The organism is Streptomyces sp. NPDC001380, assembly GCF_042895785.1.
GTDB lineage: Bacteria > Actinomycetota > Actinomycetes > Streptomycetales > Streptomycetaceae > Peterkaempfera.
Genome location: NZ_JBIAWP010000001.1, coordinates 139,161 through 160,510, shown reverse-complemented (window position 1 = coordinate 160,510; position 21,350 = coordinate 139,161). Strand labels below are relative to the sequence as shown.

The following is a 21,350-nucleotide window of genomic DNA, read 5'->3' as shown; positions in this document are numbered from 1 at the left end:
GCCCGGACCGGGGGGACCGGGGTCGGGCGCGGACGCGGCGGGGGGCGGCACCCGGCACGGTGCCGCCCCCCGCCGCGCGCGGCGGGGGGCCGCCCTCAGGCGCCCGCGAGCGTCGGGAGGGCCTTGACGTTGTCGGCCGTCAGGTTGAGCGCGTCCGGCGAGCCGGGGTCCACGGCCAGGCACAGGTCGTCCGAGGGCCAGCCCCCGCCCAGCGCCGACATCGGCACGTTGCGGTACTGCCGCACGTCCGGCATGGCCGCCGCGAGCGTCGCCTCCGAGGTGAAGACCGGCACCAGGCGGGTGCCGTCCTGCTGCTCGTAGACGGGCAGCTGGACGACCTGCGGATCGCTCTCGCCGCCCTCGTCGGCCACCGGCAGCAGCACCTCGCTCTGCGCCAGCGTCGTCATCGCGGCCTGCTGGTCGCCGCCCGTGGCGATCGCGTGCAGGGCCTCCGCTCCGGGCACGTGCCCTTCGGAGGCGGGGGTGCCGGCGGTGTTCTCCGTCATGGTCTCTTCCTCCCTGGGGATTCCGGTACAAGGACCTCGGGTACCCGAGCCGTCCGGTCGCATGCGTACGGACTCCGCCGGATCCCGTGACGCCCGTCACCCGCGGCCCGCGCCCGGCCGTGTCGCCGCCCCCGCACCGGCCCGGCGGCCTAGGGTCGTGGCGCGGCCGGCGGGTGGGACGGTGCCCCCGGCGCACTGCGGAGAAGGAGCGGACGGCATGGCGGAGCGGCTGGTCGTCATCGGCGGCGACGCGGCGGGCATGACCGCCGCCTCCCAGGCGCGCCGCCGCCGCGGCGACCTGGAGGTCGTCGCCGTGGAACGGGGGCGCACCGCCTCCTACTCGGCCTGCGGCATCCCCTACTGGATCGGCGGGGACGTGTCCGCCGAGGACGCCCTGATCGCCCGCACCCCCGAGGAGCACCGCGCACGCGGCATCGACCTGCGGCTGCGCACCGAGGCCGTCGAGATCGACCCGGACCGCGGCCGGGTCCGGGTCCGCGACCTGGACGGCGACGGCGGCGGCGGGCAGTGGCTGGGCTACGACCACCTGGTGGTCGCCACCGGGGCCGAGCCGGTGCGCCCGCCCGTCCCCGGCATCGGCGCGCCGGGCGTGCACGGCGTGCAGACCCTCGACGACGGCCGGGAGCTGATCGCCGCGCTGGACCGCGACTGCCGCCGGGCCGTGGTGGTCGGCGCCGGGTACATCGGCGTCGAGATGGCCGAGGCCCTGGTCCGCCGCGGTCTGGAGGTCACCGTGGTGGACCGGGCCGAGCAGCCCATGGCGACCCTCGACCCCGACATGGGACGCATGGTCCACGAGGCGATGGAGGGCATGGGCATCGACGTCGTCACCGGCGCCGAGGTCACCGGGGTGCTGCTGGACGGGGACGGCCGCGCCCGCGCCGTGGCCACCGCGGACGCCGAGTACCCGGCGGACGTCGTCGTCCTCGGCCTGGGCGTGCGCCCCCGCACCGGACTGGCCCGCGAGGCGGGCCTCCCGCTGGGCGCCCACGGCGGCCTCGTCACCGACCTGGCGATGCGGGTGCGCGGCGCCGAGCGCGTCTGGGCGGGTGGCGACTGCGTGGAGGTCCTCAACCTGGTCTCCGGCCGTCTCGCCCACATCCCCCTCGGTACCCACGCCAACAAGCACGGCCTGGTCATCGGGACCAACATCGGCGGCGGCTACGCGACCTTCCCGGGCGTGGTCGGCACGGCCGTCAGCAAGGTCTGCTCCCTGGAGATCGCCCGCACCGGGCTGCTGGAGCGGGACGCCCGCGAGGCCGGCCTGCAGTTCACCACGGCGGTGGTGGAGTCCACCAGCCGCGCCGGCTACCACCCGGGCGCGGCGCCGATGACCGTCAAGGCCATCGCCGAGCTGCGCACCGGGCGGCTCCTCGGCATGCAGATCGTCGGCCGGGAGGGCGCGGCCAAGCGGATCGACACCGCCGCCGTGGCGATCACCGCCCGGATGACCGTCGAGCAGATGACCGCCCTGGACCTCGGCTACGCGCCGCCGTTCTCCCCGGTCTGGGATCCGGTGCTGGTCGCCGCCCGCAAGGCCGCGGCCGCCCTGTCCGCCTGACCGCCGCCCGGGCCGGCCACCTGCGGACCCGCCCGCCCGGTCCGCGGGTCCGCCCGGTCCGCCGGCTCGCCCGGTCCGCCGGTCCGCCCCGCCTCCCGGCCTGCCGCCGGGAGGCCGCCCGGCGCTGCCCGCGGGGCCCGTCCCCTGCGGTCCGCCCCGGTGGCCCGCCGCGGCCACATTGGTCTTGACCATCTCCCCGCGGGCGCCCTACTGTCCCTTACTGCAAACACCTTTAATAAAGAAGGACGCGAAAAGGCCCGTCTGCGGCCCGGCCGTCCAGGGGTGGAGGACATGGTGGGGACCACGGGGCACGAACCTGCGCCGGAGCCCAAGTACTGGCACCTGCGCACCGTGCTGCTGCGCGCCATCGACTCCGAGTTCGCCACCGGCGAGGTCATCCCCAACGAGCGGGAGCTCGCCGCCCGCTTCGGCGTCGCCCGCGCGACCCTGCGCCAGGCCCTGGACCAGCTGGAGCTGGAGGGCCGGCTGGTCCGCCGCCGCGGCATCGGCACCCTCGTCGCCGCCCCCCGCACGGCCGTGCCGGTCCGTCCCGCGGAGGAGAGCTGGCCCGGTACCGAGGACGCCGCCTGGCGGATCGTCGGCTGCACCACCGCCGCGCCCGCCCCGAAGCTGGCCGAGGCCCTCGGCATCCCCGCCGACGAGCCCGTCCACACCGTCCGGCGGGTCCGGTCGACGGGCGGCCAGGCCGTCGGCACCGAGGTGCTCCACGTGCCCGACTCCGCCGTGCCCCACCTGCCCGGCTTCGCCGCCGACACCGGGCGCGGCCGCTCCGTGCTGCGCCAGCTCCAGCGGCTGGAGCTGGCGGGGGAGTCGCGTGCGGTGGAGCTCGGCGTGGCCGAGGCCGAGGAGGCCCGGCTGCTGCAGCGGCCGCCGGGCACGCCCGTCCTGGTCGTCACCACCCAGTACGCCGCCGGGGGCCGCATCGCCGCGCTCGCCGTCTCCACCTACCGGGCCGACACGTGCCGGCTCACCTTCGGCGAGACCGGCCTGGTCGAGGTCGCCCCGGTGGGCGCCGCCCTCTCCGAGGTCCGCACGGCCTCCTGACGGTCCGCCACAGCACCGCTCCCCGCTGCCCGGTCCGCCCGCCCCCCACTGCGCGAGGGCGGGGCCGGCGGCAGGCCGGTCCCGCCCCCACGCCCTCGGCGCGAGCCGGCGCCGCGATCACCGGACCGGCGATGCGGGGCGGACCGCTGGGGCCTGCGGCGCACGTGGACCTCCCCGGCCGAGGGGGCGGCCGGGCAGACGCGGGGAGAGACGTCCGTCAGTCCCGTCTGGCAGGCTCCGGGCATGGAGATGACGCTGCAACTGACCGTCGACTGCGCCGACCCGCGGAGACTGGTGGCCTTCTGGAGCGAGGCCCTCGGATACGTGCCCGAAGCCCCGCCGGGAGGCCATGCCACGTGGCGGGACTACTGGGTGGCTTCGGGGGTGCCCGACGAGGAACTGCCGGCCGGTGCCGGGGACACGCCGGAATCGATCGTCGATCCGGCCGGGCAGGGGCCGCGCGTGTGGTTCCAGCAGGTTCCGGAACCCAAGACCGCCAAGAACCGGATCCACTTCGACCTGAAGGTCGGCGGTGGGCGCGACGTCCCGGTGGCCGTGCGCAGGCAGCGCGTGGCCGCCGAGGTGGAACGGCTGGTCAGAGCCGGTGCCACGGTGGTGCGGACCACGGATGAGCCGGACAGCGGCCACTGTGCCGCCCTGCTGCGGGACCCGGAGGGCAACGAGTTCTGCGTCGTCTAGGAACTCCGGGAGCCGGTGCGGCCGCGCCGGTCGCCGCCACGCGGCGACGGCCGCGACCGGCACGGCTGCGCCGCGGGGGACGGCGGACCCGCCGTCCCCGTGGCGGACGGGGGGCAGGGCGCCCGCCCGTGCCCCGCTCAGCTCCGGTCTCCCCCCGCGGCGGCGGGCTCCAGCGCGAAGAGCTGGGCCTCCACCCGGTCCAGGGCCACCCGCAGCGCGCCCGTGGCGACGACCTCCTCGCCGAGCGCCGACAGGGCGACCTCCGGCGGCCTGAGGCAGAACCGGCCCAGCTGCTCCCGCAGCGGCTCCAGCACCCCGTCCAGGCCCGCCGCCCAGCCGCCCACCACGACGACCTGCGGGTCGATCGCCAGCACCAGCGCCGCCACGTCGTGGACCAGCCGCCGCAGGAAGCGGTCCCGGGCCCCCCGCGCCACCGCGTCGCCCTCCCGGGCCAGCCGGAGCACCCGGGCGACCGCGGCCTCGTCCAGCGGGTCCAGGGGTGTGTCCGTGAGGGACAGCAGCCGTTCCGGCGACGCCTCCCGGCCCAGCAGGTGCAGGGCGCCGATCTCGCCCGCCGCCCCGCCGAAGCCGCGGTGCAGCCGTCCGCCGATCAGCGACCCGGCGCCGGGGCTGAGCCCCGCCAGGACGAAGACCACGTCGTCCATGCCCGCCGCCGAGCCCCGCCAGTGCTCGGCGATCGCCCCGAGGTTCGCGTCGTTCTCCACCAGGACCGGGCAGCGGAACCAGCCCCGCAGCCGGGCGCCCAGCTCCAGCCCGGTCCAGCCCGGCATCGCCGTGCCCAGCCGCACCGTCCCCTCCGTGTCGAGGATGCCCGGCGTGCCGACGCCGACCGCCCACAGCGCCTCCCGGGTCACCCCGGCCCGGCGCAGCAGCTCGTCCACGACCTCCCGGAGGGCGGACAGCCGCGCGTCGGCCCCCAGCGCCTCGTCCACCGGACGCGCGCAGCCGCCCGTGATGCGGCCGGTGAGGTCCGCGAGGACGGCCCGCACCGTGTGGGCGCCGATCTCCGCGCCCAGCACGCGGCCCGCCTCGGCCCGGAACCGGAACCGGCGCGCCGGCCGCCCCCGCTGCCGCGCGCCGTCCGGCGCCTGCCCGACCTCGGCGACCAGCCCGGCCCCGGACAGGTCCTCGATGACCCCCTCGATCGTCGGCCGGGACAGCCCCGTGTCACCCGCCAGACGGGTGAGGGTGAGGGCCTGGCCGTCGCGCAGCGCGCGCAGCGTCACCGCGGAGTTGATCCGGCGCAGCAGCGAGGAGTCCCCTCCCGTGAGCCGATCCACCGCACCGCCCTTCCGCCGAGCCCGACAGCACCGCCCCGGCGTCCCGGTACCGGCGGCGTGAGCGGATCGTACCGGCGCCCCCGCGGCCTGGCGACCGTCGCCGCAGCTCACCGCCGCTTCGGTACCGAAAGGTGAGCGGACCGGGACCTCCCCGGCACCCGGGCCGTCCCGGCCGGCCCCGCATCCGCCGTCATCTCCCGGACCGTCCCCGCAGGGCCTCCGCCACCGCCGCCACCGCCCCTTCGATCTCCGCGGGCGCCAGGTGCGGGTACCCCAGGACGAACCGGGCCGGTCCGGCGTCGCCGCCGGGGGAGGGCTGCGGCCCCGGCAGCCGCCAGTCGTCCAGCGGCCGCAGCCGCACGCCCGCCCGGGCGGCCGCGCCGGTGACCTCCCGCTGCGTGCCGTACCGCTCCGGGAAGGCGGCGACCAGGTGCAGCCCCGCCGCCACCCCCGAGACCCGCACGTCCGGCAGGTGGCGTCCCAGCGCACCGGTCAGGGCGTCCCGCCGCTGCCGGTAGCGCCGCTGGCACAGCCGCAGCTGCCGGTCGTACCGCCCCGAGCGCACGAACCCGGCGAACGCCGCCTGCTCCGGCACCCCGTTGCCCAGGTCGGCCACCCGCTTCGTCTCCACCACCTCCGCGAGCAGCCCCGGCGGCGGCATCAGCCACCCCAGCCGCAGGCCCGGCGCCAGCGACTTGCTCACCGAGCCGGTGTACGCCACCAGTCCGGGGTCGAGGCCCTGCAGCACCCCCACCGGGGCCCGGTCGTACCGGAAGTCGCCGTCGTAGTCGTCCTCCACCACCAGCCCGCCGCACCCCCGGGCCCACCCCAGCAGCGCCGCCCGCTGCGCCGGCCCCAGCGCCGCGCCCAGCGGGAACTGGTGGGCGGGCGTCACCACGGCGACCCTCGCCCCGGACCGCGCCAGTGCCTCCAGGTCCGGGCCGCCGTCCCCGACCGGCAGCGGCACGCACCGCAGCCCGGCCGCCCCGAACAGGGAGACCTCGCCGGGACTGCCGGGGTCCTCCAGCGCCACACTCCGGTGCCCCCGCGCGTGCAGCACGCGGCCCAGCAGCGTGAGCGCCTGCGCCACGCCGGAGCAGACCACCAGGCCCTCCGGCGCGACCGCGACGCCGCGGCGCCGGGCCAGCAGCTCGGCCAGCGCCTCCCGCAGCTCCGGCAGCCCCTGGGGGTCGGGGTAGTCCAGCGCCGTGTGCGGCAGCCGGTCCAGCGCGTCGCGCACCGCCCCCTTCCAGGCCGCGCGCGGGAACGCCGACAGGTCCGCCAGGCCGGGCCGGAAGTCCACCGCGGCCGCCCGCGGCGCGGCCTCCCGGCCCGGGGCGGCGGTCCGCTCCCGCCGTGCGGGCAGCTCCGCCACCCAGGTACCCGCCCCCGGACGGCTCGTCAGGTACCCCTCTGCGAGCAGCTGCCCGTACGCCTCCGTGACCAGTCCGCGCGACACGCCCAGGTCCCGGGCCAGCTCCCGGCTGGACGGCAGGAGCGTGCCCGCCGCCAGCCGCCCCGACCGGACCGCCTCCCGGAAGGCGGCCTGCAGCACCTGGCCGCGCCCCCGGACGGGCGCACCCGCCGCGGGCAGCAGCAGCTCCCACGCCGCGCCCGGCCACCCGCCCGCACCCGTGCCCGGACCCGTACCCGCGTCCCCCATCGCCCCTCCACCGCCCGCCGGCACCCACCGGCCCCACCCGTCCGCGGGAACCGGTCCGCGGGAACCGGCCGACGGGAACCGGTCCACGAAACGGAGCCCGGACCGGACCTCGTCGCGGACCGCCCGCCCCGCCAGCATCGGATCATGGCCTCCCCGAACGCCGCCCGCAACGGCGCCCTGCCCGCCGCCGTCGCCACCCTCGCCGTCGGCAGCTCCTTCACCGCCGGCAGCGTGCTCTCCCGCTACCCCGTCCTCGGCGGCCAGGCCCTGCGCTACGGCGCGGCGGCCCTGCTGCTCGGCGCCCTCGCCGCCCGCCGGGGCGGCCGCCCCCTGCGGACCCTGCGCGGACTCACCGCCCGCGAGTGGTCCCGGCTCGCCGTGCTCGCCGCCACCGGCATGGTCGGCTTCAACGCCGCCGTCCTCGCCGCCGAGCGCCACGCCGAACCCGCCGTCCCCGGGATGGTGGTGGGCTGCGCGCCGCTCGTCCTCGCGGTGCTCGGCCCGCTGCTCGCCGGACGCCGCCCCTCCGCCCGGCTCGCCGCGGCCGGGGCGCTGGTCGCCGGGGGAGCGGCGGTGGTCCAGGGGCTCGGCCGCACCGACACGGCGGGCCTGCTGCTCTCGCTCCTCGCCCTCGCCGGGGAGGTGGCGTTCGCCCTGCTGGCGGTCCCGCTGCTGGGCGTGCTCGGCCCGGTCCTGACGTCCGCCGCGGCGTGCGCCGCGGCTGCCGGGGAGGCGGGGCTGTCGGCGGCGGTCCTCGACGGAGGGGCGGCGCTGAGGGTGCCCACGGCGGCGGAGGCGGCCGCCCTCGCCTGGTACACGCTGCCGGTGACCGTCCTGGCCTTCTGCTGCTGGTACACCGCCGTGCAGCGGCTCGGGGCGGAGCGGGCGGGCCTGTTCTCCGGACTCGTCCCGGTCGCCGCGGCCCTGTCCGCCCCCCCTCGCCGGCGCCGGCGTCCTCGGGCCCGCGCAGCTCGCGGGCACCGGCCTGGTGTCGGCCGGGGTGCTGCTCGGCTCGGTGACGGAGCGTCAGCTGCCGGTCAGGCGCCAGACGGTGGTCGTCTTGACCTCACGGTCCTCCAGGTCGGCCTCCACCGGCACCTCGTGCACCGAGACCGCCTCGAACCGCTCCCGGGGCAGGTAGGCCCGTCCCGGATCGCCCACCAGGACCAGGGCGCCCCGCCGGTGCGCCCGCTCCAGGAACGGCAGCACCCGCTCCGCCATCGGCCGCTCGTAGAAGACGTCCCCGGCGAGCACCACCTCGGCGCCCTCCCCGTCGCCGTCCAGCAGGTCGCCGAGCTGGGCCTCCACCCGGACCCCGTTCAGCGCGGCGTTGAGCCCGACGGCGGCCGCCGCGAACCGGTCCACGTCGCTCGCGGCCACCGGGCCCGCCCCCGCCAGCGCCGCCGCCACCGCGACCAGGCCCGAACCGGACGCCAGGTCCAGCACGGCCCGTCCGGCGACGGCCTCCGGCCGGTCCAGGAGGTGCCGGGCCAGCGCCTGCCCGCCCGCCCAGGCGAACGCCCAGAACGGCGGCGGCATCCGCACCCCGGCCTGCGCCGACTCCGTCAGCTCCCACAGCCCGATCGCCTCGGCCGCCTGGTGCAGCCGCACCTCCGGCACGTACCGGACGGCGGTGACCCGGGTGTGCGCCCGCACGAACTCCTCCGCCCGCACGAACTCCTCCGGCCGCACGGGGCCGTCCGTCCGGGCCTCCCCGCCCGCCCGTATGTCCGCCCGTATGTCCGCTGCGGTCCCGACCGTCTCCGCCACGCGCCCTCCAGCACCGCAGGTCTGCCTGCGGCCGACCCTACAGCCGTCCCGCCGCGCCCCCGCGCCCCGCTTCCCGCCCCGCTTCCCGCCGCGGGGCCCGGCACCGCTTGCTCGGTCCTGCTGCCGGATGCCGTACCGGCCCGCCGGGGCGCCCAGCCCGGACGGGTTCCGGGCGGGGCCGACGGGCCAGGCGCCCCGGCGGCCATGGTGCCCGTCCGGCCGCGGCCGGCGGTGCGCGGTCCGCTCAGCCGCCGAGCACCGCGCCGGCGCCCTCGGGGGCGAACCGGCCCAGCGCCCCGTCGATCCGGGCCAGGGTGTCGGGGTGCAGCTCCACCCGCGCGGCGGCGAGGTTCTCGGCGATGTGGCCGGGGGTGCGGCTGCCCGGGATGGGGACGACGTGCTCGTCCTGGTGGAGCAGCCAGGCCAGGGCCAGTTGGGCCGGGGTGAGCCCGAGGTCGGCGGCGATGCCGCGCAGCGGGGCGTGGCGGTCGTGGTTCGTCCGGAGGTTGGCCGGGTCGAAGCGGGGGAGGTTGCGGCGGAAGTCGTCCTCGGCGACCTCCTGCACGGTGCCGGTGAGGAAGCCTCCGCCGAGCGGGCCCCAGGCGACCAGGCCGACGCCGAGCTCGCGGGCGGCCGCGTGCAGCCCGGGGTCGACCGGCTGCCACATCGACCACTGCACCTGGACGGCCGCGACCGGGTGGACGGCGTGCGCCCTGCGCAGCTGGTCGGCGGTGACGTTGGACAGGCCGAGGTGCCGCACCAGCCCGTCGGAGACCAGGTCGGCGACGGCGCCGACGGTGTCCTCGATCGGGACCTGCGGGTCGGGGAAGTGCGGGTAGTACAGGTCGATGACGTCCGTCTCCAGGTTGCGCAGCGACTGCTCGGCGTAGCCGCGCACGTACCTCGGCTCGGCGTTGACGGCCAGCTCGCCGAAGGCGTAGGAGACCGGGAACCGGTGCGCCTGCGCGCCCTCGGGGATGCGGAAGCCGAACTTGGTGGCGACCACCGCCTCCTCGCGCCGGCCGCGCAGCGCCCGGCCGACGATCCGCTCGTTGTGGCCGTCGGCGCCGTAGCCGTCGGCGGTGTCGACCAGGGTGACGCCCTCGTCGAGTGCGGCGTGCAGGGCGGCGACCGCGCGCCGGTCGTCGACCTCCCCGTACATGCCGGGCGACAGGACCATCGCGCCGAATCCGATCGCGGAGGTCCCGAGGTCCGCCAGGCGGCGGACGGGCAGCGTGGCCATGGTGCTCTCCCGTGGGTCAGGGGTGCGGGCCGGGGTCCCGGCCGTGCCTCCACCCTCCGCCCCCGTCGGCCGCGGCGTCCAAGACCTCTTGCTATAACCGTCGGATATGGACGTCCATCTCCGTGACCTCAGGTACTTCGTGGCGGTGGCCGAGGAGCTGCACTTCACCCGGGCGGCGGAGCGGCTCTACGTCTCCCAGCCCGCGCTGTCGAAGCAGATCCGGGTGCTGGAGCGGCAGCTGGGCTTCCCGCTGTTCGACCGGCGCCCGGGCGGGCCGGTGCTCACCGCCCAGGGGGAGGCGCTGCTGCCCCGTGCCCGGCAGCTGCTGGCGGCCTGGCAGGACGCGCTCGGGGCGGCACGGGCGGCCGGGCCCGCCGTCGCGCTCACCGTGGGCATGCAGACCGCGGTGGGCCGGGACGTGCAGCGCGACGTGCTCAGCGGCTTCCGCGACCGCGGCTGGCGGATCACCCTGCGGCTGGTGCCCTGGGAGGACCCCAGCGCGGGGCTGGCCGACGGCACCTCCGACCTGGCCTTCGTCTGGCTGCCGCTGCCCGGTGCGGGCCTCGCGACCCGCACCCTGGCGCGGGAGCGGCGGTGGGTCGCGCTTCCCGCGGGGCACCGTCTGGCGGACCGGTCCGAGGTCGACTTCGCCGAGCTCGGCGACGAGCCGTTCGTCGCCCTGCCGCGCAGCGCGGGCCCGCTGCGGGACTTCTGGCTGGCGACGGAGGCCCGCGGCGGCCGGGAACCGCGGGTCGGCGCCGAGGCCGCCTCGCCCGACGAGGTCTTCGAGGCGGTGGTCTCCGGTCAGGGCGTGGTGCTGATCGCGGAGGGCAACGTCGGCCTGTACCGGCGCTCCGACCTCGTCCACCGGCCGGTCCGTGGGCTGCCTGCGGCCGACCTGGCCATCGCCTGGCGCGCCGACGACCACCGGCCGGAGGTGGCCGAACTGGTGGCCGCCCTCACCCGTGGCGGCCACCCGCAGCCGGGCGGCTGAGCCGCTCCCGCCGTCGACCGTCGACCGTCGGCCCTCGGCCCTCGGCCGTGGGCCGTGGGCCGTGGGCCGGGGCCGGGAGCGGCCGCGAGGACCCCTGCGGCTCCGGGCGGACGGCCCGGCACGCGGCGGCGGGCGCTCCGCGGTTGCGGCAGCCGCCGGACGCCGGGCCCGGCCGGCGGCGACGCTCTCGACGTCCGGCCCGTCGGGCCCGACCCGTCCCGTCCGGCCTGATCGCCTGTCCGGCCCGGCCCGGCCCGCCCGGGCCCGGCCGCGACACGCCGTCAGAGCAGGGCGAACTGCCCCTCCGGGCCCTCCTCCAGGTGCGCCAGCACCGAGGCGGGCCGCGCGGCCCAGTCCGGGGCGGGCAGCACCCCGGCGGCGCGCAGGGCGGCGGCGCCGAGCCGGGGCGCGGAGGCCAGGTCGCGGACCAGCTCGGCCTGGGCGCCGTGCAGGCCGGCGAGCAGGGCCAGCACGGTCGCCAGGTCGGTCAGCTCGGTGGTCCACGCCCTTGGCCAGGACGCCGGGCGGACGGCCTCCAGGGAGCCGGGCGCGGGCGCGTCCGCACCGGGCCGGGGGGCCGCCCGCCCGGCGAACCAGGTCTCCAGCACCCGCTCCCCGCCGACGCGGTACTCCCACGCCGCGGCGGGCACCGGCGCGATCCGGCCGTCGCCGAGCAGCAGCGCCTCCTCCTCGGCGTCGTACGCGAGTGCCCCCGGGAAGCCGGCCGGGGTGTCCGGGACCGGCCTGCGGACGAACGGCCGCCGCCCGCCCGGCATGCGCGGCCGCCCGGCGGGCCGCCCGCCGGCCGGGTCGGTGCACCGCTCCCCGAACGTGCTCAGCCACACCACCTCCCGCCCCAGGGCTGTCCCCCGGCGCCACAGCCCGGGGTCGTCGGGCAGCGGGACGACCACGGCCCCCGCGCCCGCCCGCCCCGGGGCCTCCGGCGCGTCGGGGTGGCAGGCGACGGCCGCCGTCCAGGCAGCCACGTCCCCGGCGGCCACCGCGCAGCCGAACCGCGCCGCGAGCAGGTCGGTGAGGCCGGGGGCGAGGTTGGGTTCGGCGGCGCCCGGCCTGCGGTACAGGGGGCGCACCGGCCCGCGGCCGGGGGAGCGGTGCCCGTCGGGCAGCTCGGCGCCGAACACCAGGGCCGGTCCCGGCCGCTCCTGCACCACGGCGAAGAGCTGTCCGCCGTCGGCGACCCGCCACAGCTCGGGCCGGGCGGCGTCGAGCAGCCGGTGGTCCGGCAGCAGCCACTGCCGGTCGAAGGCGCCGTGCCGGACCGGCTCCGGCTCCGGGCAGGGCCCGGCCTCGCGGGCCAGCCGCACGGTGGAGGCGGCACGGCCGGGCAGCTGGGCGACGGCGCTGCGCAGCGTGCGGGAGCGGCTGGGCCGGAACAGGGCGGCCCGCTCCTCCCCGGCGGCGCCGACCAGGCGGCGCCAGCGGGCCCGCAGGGTCTCCGGGTCGGGGGAGCGCACCCAGTCGCGGCCGGTGCGCAGGGCGGGCACGGACCAGGGCATCAGGTCGGACAGCAGGGGGTCGCCGTCCCAGGGGCCGGGCGCGCCGCCGCTGCGGCCGCGCTCCGCCGGCCGGGCCCTGTCCGCCACGCGTGCGCCCTCCTCCGCCCGGCCGCGCTCCGCCTCTCCCGTCCCCGGCATGGTACCGAGGGGCGGGGCACGGCCGGGAGAGGCGGACCCGGGAGAGGCGCCCTGCCGGCAGGCCCGTACGTCCGCACGTCCGTACATCCGCAGATCGACAGGGCGACAGGTCGACAGGGCGTCATGCCGCCCGGCCGTCACGGGGTCAGGCGGCGACCCGGTACTCCCGCCCGTCGGCGGAGCGGACCAGCAGGCCGCCCTCCACCAGGTAGCGGCGCAGGGCGGCGCAGTCGTCCCAGTACTGGCGGATGGCGATGTTGACCTCGCCCTCGGAGTAGACGGCGCCGGTGTCGAACATCCGGTCCACCAGGTGCTCCAGCAGGGCCCGCCGCAGCTCGCGGCGGACCGGCACGGAGGCGAGCCGCCCGTCGGGGGCGAAGAGGGCGCGCAGGGCGGGACCGCGGTCGTCCGAGGGCTCCTCGCGTCGTCGCAGCGCCTCGGCGAAGGCGTCCGGACGGGCCGTCAGGAAGCCTTGGGGGGAGCGTCCGACCAGCCCTGCGGCGGCCAGCCGGTCCACCGCGTGCGACGCCCGGGGCTCGGCCGCGGAGAGCTCGTCCAGGGTCGTCCCGGCGTCGCCGGCGAGCACGATCCGGGAGAGGACCCGCAGCCGTCCGGGATCGGCCAGGGCCGAGACCAGGCGTGCGGAGTGGCCGGATTGCGTCATGGGGGGATCCGCCTTCGTGTCGTGTTCCCGGCGCCGGGGGCGCCGGCGGCCGGGGCCCCGCTCCGGCGGCGTCGGCCGCCCGGGGTCCGCACCCACGGTGGCGGGCGCCCGCTGCGTACGCAAACGTTTTTGCGGCCTCGGCCGAGTCCCCGCCGCGGCCGCGCAGGCCAACGGCGCATGTGATCCTCGCCCACCGGTGACCGCCGCGGCAAGAGGGTGTGTCGATTCCCGGACAAACTCTGTTCTGTACCTGTCATTCACATCCGGTTTCCTGCCACGATCGCCTCCGGCCGTAGGAGTACCCGTCCGTACGGTCGGTCGGCCGCCCCGAGGGCCCGTGCACGCCCCCCGGACCGGCCGGCCCGGCGCGCCGTCCCACGCGCGCCGACCCACCAGGCTCCGCGTTCCGCCGCACCGCCCCGGTCCGCCCATCGGCGTACCGGGCCCCTCACGGCCGTCACCCAGCGGCCAGGTTCCTGATCGGCCGTCACCCAGCGGCCGACCGGAAGGAGTCCGTATGTCCCGCCCCGTCCCCGCACGCGTCGCCACGGCCGCACTGGCCGCGGCGACCGCGCTGCTCGCCGCCGGCGTGCCGCTGACCGCCCACGCGGCGACGGCCTCCGCCGCCGGCGGCGCCGCGAAGACCCGCGCCCTCCCGCTGGGCAAGGCCCAGCGCGCCGAACTCCTCACCGAGGCCGGCCAGGACAGCGGCCGCGTCGCCGCCGCCCTCGGCCTCGGCGCCCGGGAGAAGCTGGTCGCCAAGGACGTCATGGTCGACAGCGACGGCACCCGCCACGTGCGCTACGACCGGACCTTCGCCGGGCTGCCCGTGCTCGGCGGCGACCTCGTCGTCCACGAGCGCGCGGACGGCACCCCGAAGGCCGTGGACCGCGCCAGCACCGCCGCGCTGGCCGTCAGGAGCACCACGCCCGGCATCGCCAGGGCGCAGGCCGGCAAGGCGTCCCTCGCCGCCGCCCGCGGCGCCAAGGCCTCCGGCGTCGCCCCCCGCCTGGTCGTCTGGGCCGCCAAGGGCACGCCGAAGCTCGCCTGGGACACCGTGGTCGAGAGCGTGGAGAAGGACGGCACGCCCAGCCGCCTGCACGTCGTCACCGACGCGAAGTCCGGCACGGTGCTCGGGAAGTTCGAGGACATCAAGACCGGCACCGGCACCGGCGTGTACGTGGGCCAGGTCAACCTGACCACCACCCTGTCCGGGTCGACGTACCAGCTCAAGGACGGCTCCCGCGGCGGCCAGTACACCACCGACCTCAACGGCGGCACCTCGGGCAGCGGCACCCTCTTCACCGACGCCGACGACGTCTGGGGCAACGGCAGCGCCTCCAACCGGCAGTCCGCCGCCGTCGACGCCCAGTACGGCACCGCCGCCACCTGGGACTTCTACAAGAACACCTTCGGCCGCACCGGCATCAAGAACAACGGCGTGGGCGCCTACAACCGGGTCCACTACGGCAGCAGCTACGTCAACGCCTTCTGGGACGACACCTGCTTCTGCATGACCTACGGCGACGGCTCCGGGAACACCCACCCGCTGACCGCCCTCGACGTGGCCGGCCACGAGATGAGCCACGGCGTCACCTCCGCCACGGCCAACCTCACCTACTCCGGGGAGTCCGGCGGCCTCAACGAGGCCACCTCCGACATCTTCGGCACCGGCGTCGAGTGGTACGCCAACCTGCCCGCCGACCCGCCGGACTACCTCATCGGCGAAGAGATCGACATCAACGGCAACGGCACGCCGCTGCGCTACATGGACAAGCCCTCCAAGGACGGCTCGTCCAAGGACAGCTACTACTCCGGCATCGGCAGCATCGACGTGCACTACTCGTCGGGCCCGGCCAACCACTTCTTCTACCTGCTCTCCGAGGGCAGCGGCGCCAAGGTGATCAACGGCGTCAGCTACAACAGCCCCACGGTCAACGGCATCACCGTCACCGGCATCACCCGCGCCAAGGCCCTCGCGGTCTGGTACCGGGCGCTGACCACGTACTTCACCTCCAGCACCAACTACGCGGGCGCCCGCACCGGCACCCTCAGCGCCGCCGCCGACCTCTACGGCTCCGGCAGCGCCGAGTACAACGCGGTCGCCACCGCCTGGGCCGCCGTCGGCGTCGGCTCCGTGCCGAGCGGCGGCGTCACCGTCACCAACCCGGGCAACCAGTCCACCGCCACCGGCACCCCGGTCAGCCTGACCGTCCGGGCCACCGGCGGCACCGGCAGCTACACCTGGAGCGCGACCGGCCTGCCCGCGGGCCTGTCCATCAACTCCTCCACCGGCGTGATCAGCGGCACCCCGACCACGGCGGGCACCTCCAACGTCACGGTCACCGCCAAGGACAGCGCCAACGCCTCCGGCTCCACCTCCTTCACCTGGACCGTCAGCACCGGCGGTGGCGGCGGCTGCACCGCGCAGCAGCTCCTCGGCAACGCGGGCTTCGAGACCGGCAGCGCCGCCCCCTGGACGGCCAGCTCCGGCGTGGTCGACAACAGCACCGGCGAGGCCGCGCACTCGGGCTCCTGGAAGGCCTGGATGAACGGCTACGGCAGCACCCACACCGACACCCTCTCCCAGACGGTGTCCGTGCCGGCCGGCTGCAAGGCCACGCTGACCTTCTGGCTCCACATCGACACCGCGGAGACCACCACCACCAGCGCCTACGACAAGCTCTCCGTCCAGGCGAACTCCACCACGCTGGCCAGCTTCTCCAACCTCAACAAGAACACCGGCTACGTGCAGAAGTCCTACGACCTGTCCTCCTTCGCGGGGCAGTCGGTGACCCTGAAGTTCACCGGCACCGAGGACTCCTCGCTGCAGACCAGCTTCGTGGTCGACGACACCGCCCTGACCACCGGCTGACCCCGGCTCCCGGGCAGCGCACCTGAGCACCTGAGCACCCGGGCGCCACCGCCCGGCACGACGGGCCCGGCAGCACCGCTGCCGGGCCCGTCCGCATGCCGGAAACCCCGGCGGGCCGCCCGGCCGCCGTACTACACCCTCCCCATGGACACCCCGAACGCCACCGCGGCCGCCGTACCCGCCCCTGCCGTCCCCGCTCCCGCCCCGGACCCCGCCGCCGCGCCCGCCGTCGGCCCGGCCGTACCCGCGGACATCCCCGACCTGCTCGCCTTCTGGGCGCAGGCCGCCGAGGGGCGGAGCATCACCGACGACGAGGACGGCGTCGCCCGGCTGCTGGAACGCGACCCGGGAGCCCTCCTCACCGCCCGCGTCGACGGCGTGCTCGCGGGCACCGTCATCGCCGGCTGGGACGGCTGGCGCTGCCACCTCTACCGCCTCGCCGTCCACCCCGCCCACCGCCGCCGCTGCGTCGCCACCGCCCTGCTCGCCGCCGCGGCGGAGCGCTTCCGCGCCCTCGGCGGCCGCCGCGCCGACGCCATGGTCCTCGACCGCAACGCCGTCGGCCGCGCCGCCTGGCAGGCCGCCGGGTACGCCCCCGACGCGGGCTGGACCCGCTGGACGAGGCCCCTGCCCGACTCCCCGGAGGGATGACCGGCCCCGCCGAGCGGCGCCCCGCCGACCCGGCCCGGCGGGAGCCCGCTCAGCCCGCCGGCGCCGGGAGCGGGGCGGCGTGGGCGGCGGTGAAGGCCGACGCGTCCCAGGTGCCGCCGAGGCGGGGGGAGAGGCCGGCCCGGGCGGCGGACAGGAAGCCCGGGCCGCCGGAGGCCGCGCAGCCCGCCGGGAGGGCGCCGAGCAGGGGCGCGCCGGTCACCGCCGGGAGGTCGGCGAGGTTGCAGCGGGCCGCCAGGTCGGGGTCGGCGGGCCAGGAGCCCACCACCAGGCCCAGCAGCGGCAGGCCGCGGGCGCGCAGCGCCTCGGCGGTGAGGGCGGCGCCGTTGAGGGTGCCCAGTCCGGCCGGGGCGACGGCCAGCACCTCGGCGGGGAGGCCCGCGGCGCGCATCGCCAGCGCCGCGTCGGCCAGGGTGTGCCCGGCCGCGTCGAGGCGGACGAGCAGCCCGCCCGCGCCCTCGACCAGCACCAGGTCGTGGCCGGCGGCCAGCCGGGCCGCCTCCTCGGCGACCTCGCGGGGGCCGACCGGCGGCAGGCCGCAGCGGCGGGCGGCGGTGTCCGGGGCGAGCGGCTCGGGGTAGCGGGCGAGTTCGCTGCGGGTCACCGGACCGGCGAGCCGCGCCACCTCGTCCACGTCGCCGGGGTCGCCCGGCGCCACGCCCGTCTGGGCGGGCTTGAGCACCGCGACCCGCCGTCCGGCGTCGAGGGCCAGTGCGGCGACGGCCGCGGTGGTGACGGTCTTGCCGATCTCGGTGCCCGTCCCGGTGACGACCAGTACGGCCATGTGCCCTGCTCCGTTCCTCGTTCCGTTCCGCCGGCGGGATCCCGTCCCCCGGGCGGGGATCCGTGCTATCCCGCGGCAGCGGCCGCCGTGACCGCGGCCCCGATGCGGGCCAGGTCGTCGTCGCCGGTCACGTACGGCGGCATCGTGTAGACCAGGTCGCGGAACGGCCGCAGCCACACGCCCTCGCGGGCCGCGGCCCGGGTCGCCGCCGCCACGTCGACGGGGTGGTCCAGCTGCACCACGCCGATCGCGCCCAGCACCCGCACGTCGGCCACGCCGGGGACGTCCGCCGCCGGGGCGAGCCCCGCCCGCAGCCCGGCCTCGATCCGCTTCACCCCGCCGCGCCAGTCCTGCTCCAGCAGCAGGCCGGTGGAGGCGAGGGCCACGGCGGCGGCCAGCGGGTTGCCCATGAAGGTCGGCCCGTGGGCGAGGACCGGCACCTCGCCGCCGCTGATCCCCTCCGCCACCCGGGGCGTGCACAGCGCCGCGGCCATGGTGAGGTAGCCGCCGGTCAGCGCCTTGCCCACGCACATCACGTCGGGCGCGATCCCGGCGTGCTCCGCGGCGAAGAGCGCGCCGGTGCGCCCGAAGCCGGTCGCGACCTCGTCGAGGACCAGCAGCACGCCGTGGGCGTCGCACGCCTCCCGCAGCACCCGCAGGTAGCCGGGGGAGTGGAACCGCATCCCGCCCGCGCCCTGCACGACCGGCTCGACCACCACGGCGGCCAGCTCGTGCGCGTGGCGCTCCACCAGCCCGGCCAGCTCCGCCGCGTACGCGGGGTCGACGGGCGCGTCGAAGCCCGCCGGGGGCTCCGGCGCGAAGACCTGCTCGGGCAGCACGCCCTGCCACAGCCGGTGCATGCCGCCGTCGGGGTCGCAGACCGACATGGGGTGGAAGGTGTCGCCGTGGTAGCCGCCGCGCCAGGTCAGCAGCCGCCGCTTCTCCGGGCGGCCGAGCGAGCGCCAGTACTGCAGGCACATCTTCACGGCGACCTCGACGGCCACCGAGCCGGAGTCGGCGAGGAAGACGTGCCGCAGCGGCTCCGGGGTGATCTCCGCCAGGAGGGCGGCCAGCCGCACGGCCGGCTCGTGGGTGAGCCCGCCGAACATGACGTGGCTCATCCGCCCCAGCTGGTCGCGGACCGCCGCGTCCAGCACCGGGTGCCCGTACCCGTGGACCGCCGCCCACCACGACGACATGCCGTCGACCAGCTCGCGCCGGCCCTCGACGGGCTCGGCCATCCGCAGCCGCACCCCCGACGCGGACTCCACCACGTACGGGGGCACGGCGGCCGGCATCGCGCCGTAGGGGTGCCAGACGTGCGCGCGGTCCAGGTCGAGCAGCTCCTGCGGGGTCGGACGCCCCATCAGGCGTTCGGCGGCAGGTCGGTGCCGGCGCCGCGCCGCCGCACCTGGACCAGGTCGGTGCGGGCCGCCCCGGCGGCGGCGGGCTCCGCCTCGCGGTCGGCGTCCGGGCCGGTCGCGGTCGCGGAGGCAGTGGCAGCCGTGGCTGCGGGGGCGTGCGCGTGGCCGCAGGCGTCGCCGCAGCCGGCGGCCTCCGCGCCGCCGCAGCCGGTCCCGGCCTGCTCCCCGCCGCCGCACGGCCCGCAGCCGCCCCCGGCGGCGGCCCGGGCGTCGGCCCGGTGCTGCGGCAGGGTGGTCCGGTCGGCGCCCTCCACCTCGAAGCCGGCGTCGGCGATCATGTCGAGGTCGGCCTGCCCGGCCTGCCCCTCACTGGTGAGGTAGTCGCCCAGGAAGATCGAGTTCGCCAGGTGCAGCGCCAGCGGCTGCAGGCTGCGCAGGTGCACCTCGCGGCCGCCGGCCAGCCGCACCTCCACGTCGGGGCAGACGAACCGGACCATGGCGAGGATGCGCAGGCAGCGCTGCGGGGTCAGGTTCCACTCCTTCGCCAGCGGGGTGCCCTCGAAGGGGATCAGGAAGTTGACCGGCACCGAGTCCGGGTCCAGCTCCCGCAGCGAGAAGACCACGTCCACCAGGTCGGCGTCGCTCTCGCCCATGCCGGCGATCAGGCCGGAGCAGGCCGACAGCCCGGCGGCCTGGGCCTGCCGCACGGTGTCCACCCGGTCCTGGTAGTCGTGCGTGGTGCAGATCTCGGCGTACTTGTCGCCGGCCGTGTTGAGGTTGTGGTTGTACGCGTCGGCGCCGGCCGCCCGCAGCCGCTCCGCCTGGTCGTCGGAGAGCAGGCCCAGACAGGCGCACACCTCCACGCCCTCGTTGGCGCCCTTGACCGCCGCGATGGTGTCGGCCACCCGCTCCACGTCCCGGTCGGTCGGGCCGCGGCCGCTGGCCACCAGGCAGACCCGCTTGGCGCCACCCGCCACGCCCGCGGCGGCGGCCTGCGCGGCCTGGTCGGGCTTCAGCCACGTGTACTTGAGGATCCCGGCCTCGGAGCCGAGCCGCTGCGAGCAGTACGAGCAGTCCTCGGGACAGAGGCCGCTCTTCAGGTTGACCAGGTAGTTGAGCTTCACCCGGCGGCCGAACCAGTGCCGCCGCACCCGCCCCGCCGCGGCCACCACGTCGAGCAGGTCGTCGTCCGGGGTGGCCAGGACGGCGAGCGCCTCCTCCCGGGTGGGGAGCTCGCGGCTGAGGCCCTTCGCGACCAGCGTGTCCAGGAGATCCATGGGCCAGATCCTGCCGCCGTAGGCGGCGGCCGCGCCAGAGCGGAACCCGCCAGAAGATCCGCGCCCGGGTTTGACCGGTTGTCACAGGACCGGCGCGTACCGTAGTGACGCAGGTCACGGCGGTGGACCGGACCGTCCCGGGCCCCCGCGCCGAGGGCCCGCCCCCTCCTGGCCGCCCATGATCCTCCCGCATAGACTCCGGTGCCATGACAGAGCAGGAGGGGGGCGCCGCCCCGCAGCGCGTCCCGGCAGACGATACCGCGCGCGTCCCGGACGGCACCGACGGCACCGACGCCACCGACGGCCCGGCCGCGCCGCAGGAGGCACAGGAGCCGGCCCGCCTGCGCCGCCGGCCCTCGCCCCGCCTGTGGGCCGTCCTGTCGGTCCTCCTGGTGGCAGGCCTCGCCGCGGCCCTCTGGGTGGACCGCTCCGACGGCAGCAGCCTCCTCGGCGGCTCGCAGGACGCCGCCCCCGGCTCCCCGTCCGGGCCGGGCCCTGCCGCCTCCGCCTCGGCCGACCCGGACGCCTTCACCGCCGACCGCTACTTCCCCGCGTCGCGCGGCGTCGACGAGGGCTCCGACCAGGCGTCCCGCACCGCCGCCCGGCAGGGGGCGGACTGCGCGGACACCGTCCGCGGCGGCACCGCGGGCCGGATCGCCCGGATCGGCTGCACCGGCTACGTCGGCGCCACCTACACCCGGCTGGACGGCGCGGTCCTCACCACCGTCACGGTGCTGCGCTTCAAGGACGACCAGGGGGCCCGCAAGGCCGCCCTGACGCTCGGCGCCCACCCGGCCGACCTCGCCTTCGAGCCCGCCCCCGGCCCCGCCGGCGGCCCGTCGCCCGCCGCCGTGTCCCCGTCCACGGCCCCCGCCGCGACCCCGGCCGTGACCGACCCGGCGGCGCTCTTCACCCGGGTCGCGGCGGTCCGGGGGTACGTGACCGTCACCAGCTCGGCCTTCCGCGACGGGCACCGCCCGACCGGCGCCGACCGCCAGCAGCTCGAGGACGCCACCCGGGCCGTCGCCCACACGGCGGGCGCGCAGCTCATGTGGCTCTAGCCGTCCCTGACCATTCCCGCCTGGCGCGCGACGGCCGGCGGGGCACCTCGCCGCGTTGTCGGAGTCGACCGGGTACGTCCGGTACGAGGCCGATCCTCCGCCGTGCGATGCACCGCACCGGCCGCCGCGCGCCTGACCGGCGCGCATGGCCGGACACGGCCTGGGGCCTGTTGCGAAC

17 protein-coding genes and 1 pseudogene are annotated in these 21,350 nt (G+C 77.7%); 8 read left to right on the top strand and 10 right to left on the bottom strand.

Translation table 11 applies throughout. The features are described from left to right. Positions 1 to 95 precede the first annotated feature (95 nt). On the bottom strand, positions 96 to 506 hold the full coding sequence (locus ACFY07_RS00745; RefSeq protein WP_390866726.1) for an SseB family protein: 411 nt from the start codon (positions 504 to 506) through the stop codon (positions 96 to 98). Positions 507 to 723: 217 nt separating this feature from the next. Here ACFY07_RS00745 and ACFY07_RS00740 point away from each other — a divergent pair, with 217 nt between their 5' ends. The 3 genes from ACFY07_RS00740 (at position 724) to ACFY07_RS00730 (ending at position 3,852) form a co-directional block, all read left to right on the top strand. After that, complete coding sequence (locus tag ACFY07_RS00740) at positions 724 to 2,088, top strand: FAD-dependent oxidoreductase (protein WP_390866725.1); 1,365 nt, start codon at positions 724 to 726, stop codon at positions 2,086 to 2,088. Between the two features lie 294 nt (positions 2,089 to 2,382). Further along, a complete protein-coding gene (locus ACFY07_RS00735; RefSeq protein WP_230647918.1) occupies positions 2,383 to 3,153 on the top strand; it encodes a GntR family transcriptional regulator in 771 nt (256 codons plus the stop codon). A 243-nt stretch (positions 3,154 to 3,396) separates the two neighbouring features. Continuing rightward, positions 3,397 to 3,852: a VOC family protein gene (locus ACFY07_RS00730; RefSeq protein WP_390866724.1), complete on the top strand. Its 456-nt coding sequence runs from the start codon at positions 3,397 to 3,399 to the stop codon at positions 3,850 to 3,852. A 137-nt stretch (positions 3,853 to 3,989) separates the two neighbouring features. Here ACFY07_RS00730 and ACFY07_RS00725 read toward each other — a convergent pair whose 3' ends face one another. After that, positions 3,990 to 5,153: an ROK family protein gene (locus ACFY07_RS00725; protein WP_390866723.1), complete on the bottom strand. Its 1,164-nt coding sequence runs from the start codon at positions 5,151 to 5,153 to the stop codon at positions 3,990 to 3,992. Positions 5,154 to 5,343: 190 nt separating this feature from the next. After that, entirely contained in the window at positions 5,344 to 6,816 is a 1,473-nt protein-coding gene (locus ACFY07_RS00720) for a PLP-dependent aminotransferase family protein (RefSeq protein ID WP_390866722.1), read from the bottom strand. Between the two features lie 144 nt (positions 6,817 to 6,960). On the opposite strand from ACFY07_RS00720, the pseudogene ACFY07_RS00715 reads away from it, so the two are divergent. Then, positions 6,961 to 7,335, top strand: a pseudogene (locus tag ACFY07_RS00715) (EamA family transporter); the annotation flags it as partial. A gap of 507 nt (positions 7,336 to 7,842) precedes the next feature. On the opposite strand, the gene ACFY07_RS00710 reads toward ACFY07_RS00715, so the two are convergent. Together ACFY07_RS00710 and ACFY07_RS00705 are read right to left on the bottom strand one after the other, a co-directional pair. Beyond that, on the bottom strand, positions 7,843 to 8,508 hold the full coding sequence (locus tag ACFY07_RS00710; RefSeq protein WP_390866721.1) for a class I SAM-dependent methyltransferase: 666 nt from the start codon (positions 8,506 to 8,508) through the stop codon (positions 7,843 to 7,845). Positions 8,509 to 8,830: 322 nt separating this feature from the next. After that, entirely contained in the window at positions 8,831 to 9,829 is a 999-nt protein-coding gene (locus ACFY07_RS00705; RefSeq protein ID WP_390866720.1) for an aldo/keto reductase, read from the bottom strand. Positions 9,830 to 9,935: 106 nt separating this feature from the next. Between ACFY07_RS00705 and ACFY07_RS00700 the strand changes: the two genes are divergently transcribed. Beyond that, complete coding sequence (locus ACFY07_RS00700) at positions 9,936 to 10,823, top strand: LysR family transcriptional regulator (protein ID WP_390866719.1); 888 nt, start codon at positions 9,936 to 9,938, stop codon at positions 10,821 to 10,823. A 281-nt stretch (positions 10,824 to 11,104) separates the two neighbouring features. Here ACFY07_RS00700 and ACFY07_RS00695 read toward each other — a convergent pair whose 3' ends face one another. Continuing rightward, complete coding sequence (locus tag ACFY07_RS00695) at positions 11,105 to 12,340, bottom strand: type ISP restriction/modification enzyme (RefSeq protein ID WP_390867043.1); 1,236 nt, start codon at positions 12,338 to 12,340, stop codon at positions 11,105 to 11,107. A 283-nt stretch (positions 12,341 to 12,623) separates the two neighbouring features. After that, the gene (locus tag ACFY07_RS00690) at positions 12,624 to 13,142 is read right to left on the bottom strand and encodes a DUF2087 domain-containing protein (protein ID WP_390866718.1); all 519 of its coding nucleotides are present in this window, start codon (positions 13,140 to 13,142) and stop codon (positions 12,624 to 12,626) included. Positions 13,143 to 13,659: 517 nt separating this feature from the next. Here ACFY07_RS00690 and ACFY07_RS00685 point away from each other — a divergent pair. Beyond that, positions 13,660 to 16,017 carry a M4 family metallopeptidase gene (locus ACFY07_RS00685; RefSeq protein WP_390866717.1) on the top strand — a complete coding sequence of 786 codons (2,358 nt, stop codon included), beginning with the start codon at positions 13,660 to 13,662 and terminating at the stop codon, positions 16,015 to 16,017. Between the two features lie 144 nt (positions 16,018 to 16,161). Beyond that, a complete protein-coding gene (locus tag ACFY07_RS00680) occupies positions 16,162 to 16,668 on the top strand; it encodes a GNAT family N-acetyltransferase (RefSeq protein ID WP_390866716.1) in 507 nt (168 codons plus the stop codon). A gap of 49 nt (positions 16,669 to 16,717) precedes the next feature. Here the strand turns inward: ACFY07_RS00680 and bioD are convergent, their stop codons facing one another. From bioD to bioB, 3 genes are all read right to left on the bottom strand, one after another. Then, positions 16,718 to 17,470, bottom strand: coding sequence for a dethiobiotin synthase (bioD, locus tag ACFY07_RS00675; protein ID WP_390866715.1), 753 nt, complete (start codon positions 17,468 to 17,470; stop codon positions 16,718 to 16,720). A gap of 65 nt (positions 17,471 to 17,535) precedes the next feature. Beyond that, a complete protein-coding gene (locus ACFY07_RS00670; protein ID WP_390866714.1) occupies positions 17,536 to 18,837 on the bottom strand; it encodes an adenosylmethionine--8-amino-7-oxononanoate transaminase in 1,302 nt (433 codons plus the stop codon). Beyond that, entirely contained in the window at positions 18,837 to 20,111 is a 1,275-nt protein-coding gene (bioB, locus tag ACFY07_RS00665) for a biotin synthase BioB (protein ID WP_390866713.1), read from the bottom strand. Before bioB ends, ACFY07_RS00670 begins: the two co-directional genes overlap by 1 nt. A 206-nt stretch (positions 20,112 to 20,317) precedes the next feature. Here bioB and ACFY07_RS00660 point away from each other — a divergent pair, with 206 nt between their 5' ends. Then, on the top strand, positions 20,318 to 21,172 hold the full coding sequence (locus tag ACFY07_RS00660; RefSeq protein ID WP_390866712.1) for a hypothetical protein: 855 nt from the start codon (positions 20,318 to 20,320) through the stop codon (positions 21,170 to 21,172). The last annotated feature ends 178 nt before the right edge of the window (positions 21,173 to 21,350 follow it).

Coding starts and splice junctions, on each gene's coding strand:
- ACFY07_RS00720 (WP_390866722.1), bottom strand. CDS start 6,816: ATGGGGGACGCGGGTACGGGTCCGGGCACGGGTGCGGGCGGGTGGCCG.
- ACFY07_RS00685 (WP_390866717.1), top strand. CDS start 13,660: ATGTCCCGCCCCGTCCCCGCACGCGTCGCCACGGCCGCACTGGCCGCG.
- ACFY07_RS00660 (WP_390866712.1), top strand. CDS start 20,318: ATGACAGAGCAGGAGGGGGGCGCCGCCCCGCAGCGCGTCCCGGCAGAC.
- ACFY07_RS00670 (WP_390866714.1), bottom strand. CDS start 18,837: ATGGGGCGTCCGACCCCGCAGGAGCTGCTCGACCTGGACCGCGCGCAC.
- ACFY07_RS00690 (WP_390866718.1), bottom strand. CDS start 13,142: ATGACGCAATCCGGCCACTCCGCACGCCTGGTCTCGGCCCTGGCCGAT.
- ACFY07_RS00695 (WP_390867043.1), bottom strand. CDS start 12,340: ATGCCCTGGTCCGTGCCCGCCCTGCGCACCGGCCGCGACTGGGTGCGC.
- ACFY07_RS00745 (WP_390866726.1), bottom strand. CDS start 506: ATGACGGAGAACACCGCCGGCACCCCCGCCTCCGAAGGGCACGTGCCC.
- ACFY07_RS00705 (WP_390866720.1), bottom strand. CDS start 9,829: ATGGCCACGCTGCCCGTCCGCCGCCTGGCGGACCTCGGGACCTCCGCG.
- ACFY07_RS00740 (WP_390866725.1), top strand. CDS start 724: ATGGCGGAGCGGCTGGTCGTCATCGGCGGCGACGCGGCGGGCATGACC.
- bioB (WP_390866713.1), bottom strand. CDS start 20,111: ATGGATCTCCTGGACACGCTGGTCGCGAAGGGCCTCAGCCGCGAGCTC.
- ACFY07_RS00680 (WP_390866716.1), top strand. CDS start 16,162: ATGGACACCCCGAACGCCACCGCGGCCGCCGTACCCGCCCCTGCCGTC.
- ACFY07_RS00730 (WP_390866724.1), top strand. CDS start 3,397: ATGGAGATGACGCTGCAACTGACCGTCGACTGCGCCGACCCGCGGAGA.
- ACFY07_RS00700 (WP_390866719.1), top strand. CDS start 9,936: ATGGACGTCCATCTCCGTGACCTCAGGTACTTCGTGGCGGTGGCCGAG.
- bioD (WP_390866715.1), bottom strand. CDS start 17,470: ATGGCCGTACTGGTCGTCACCGGGACGGGCACCGAGATCGGCAAGACC.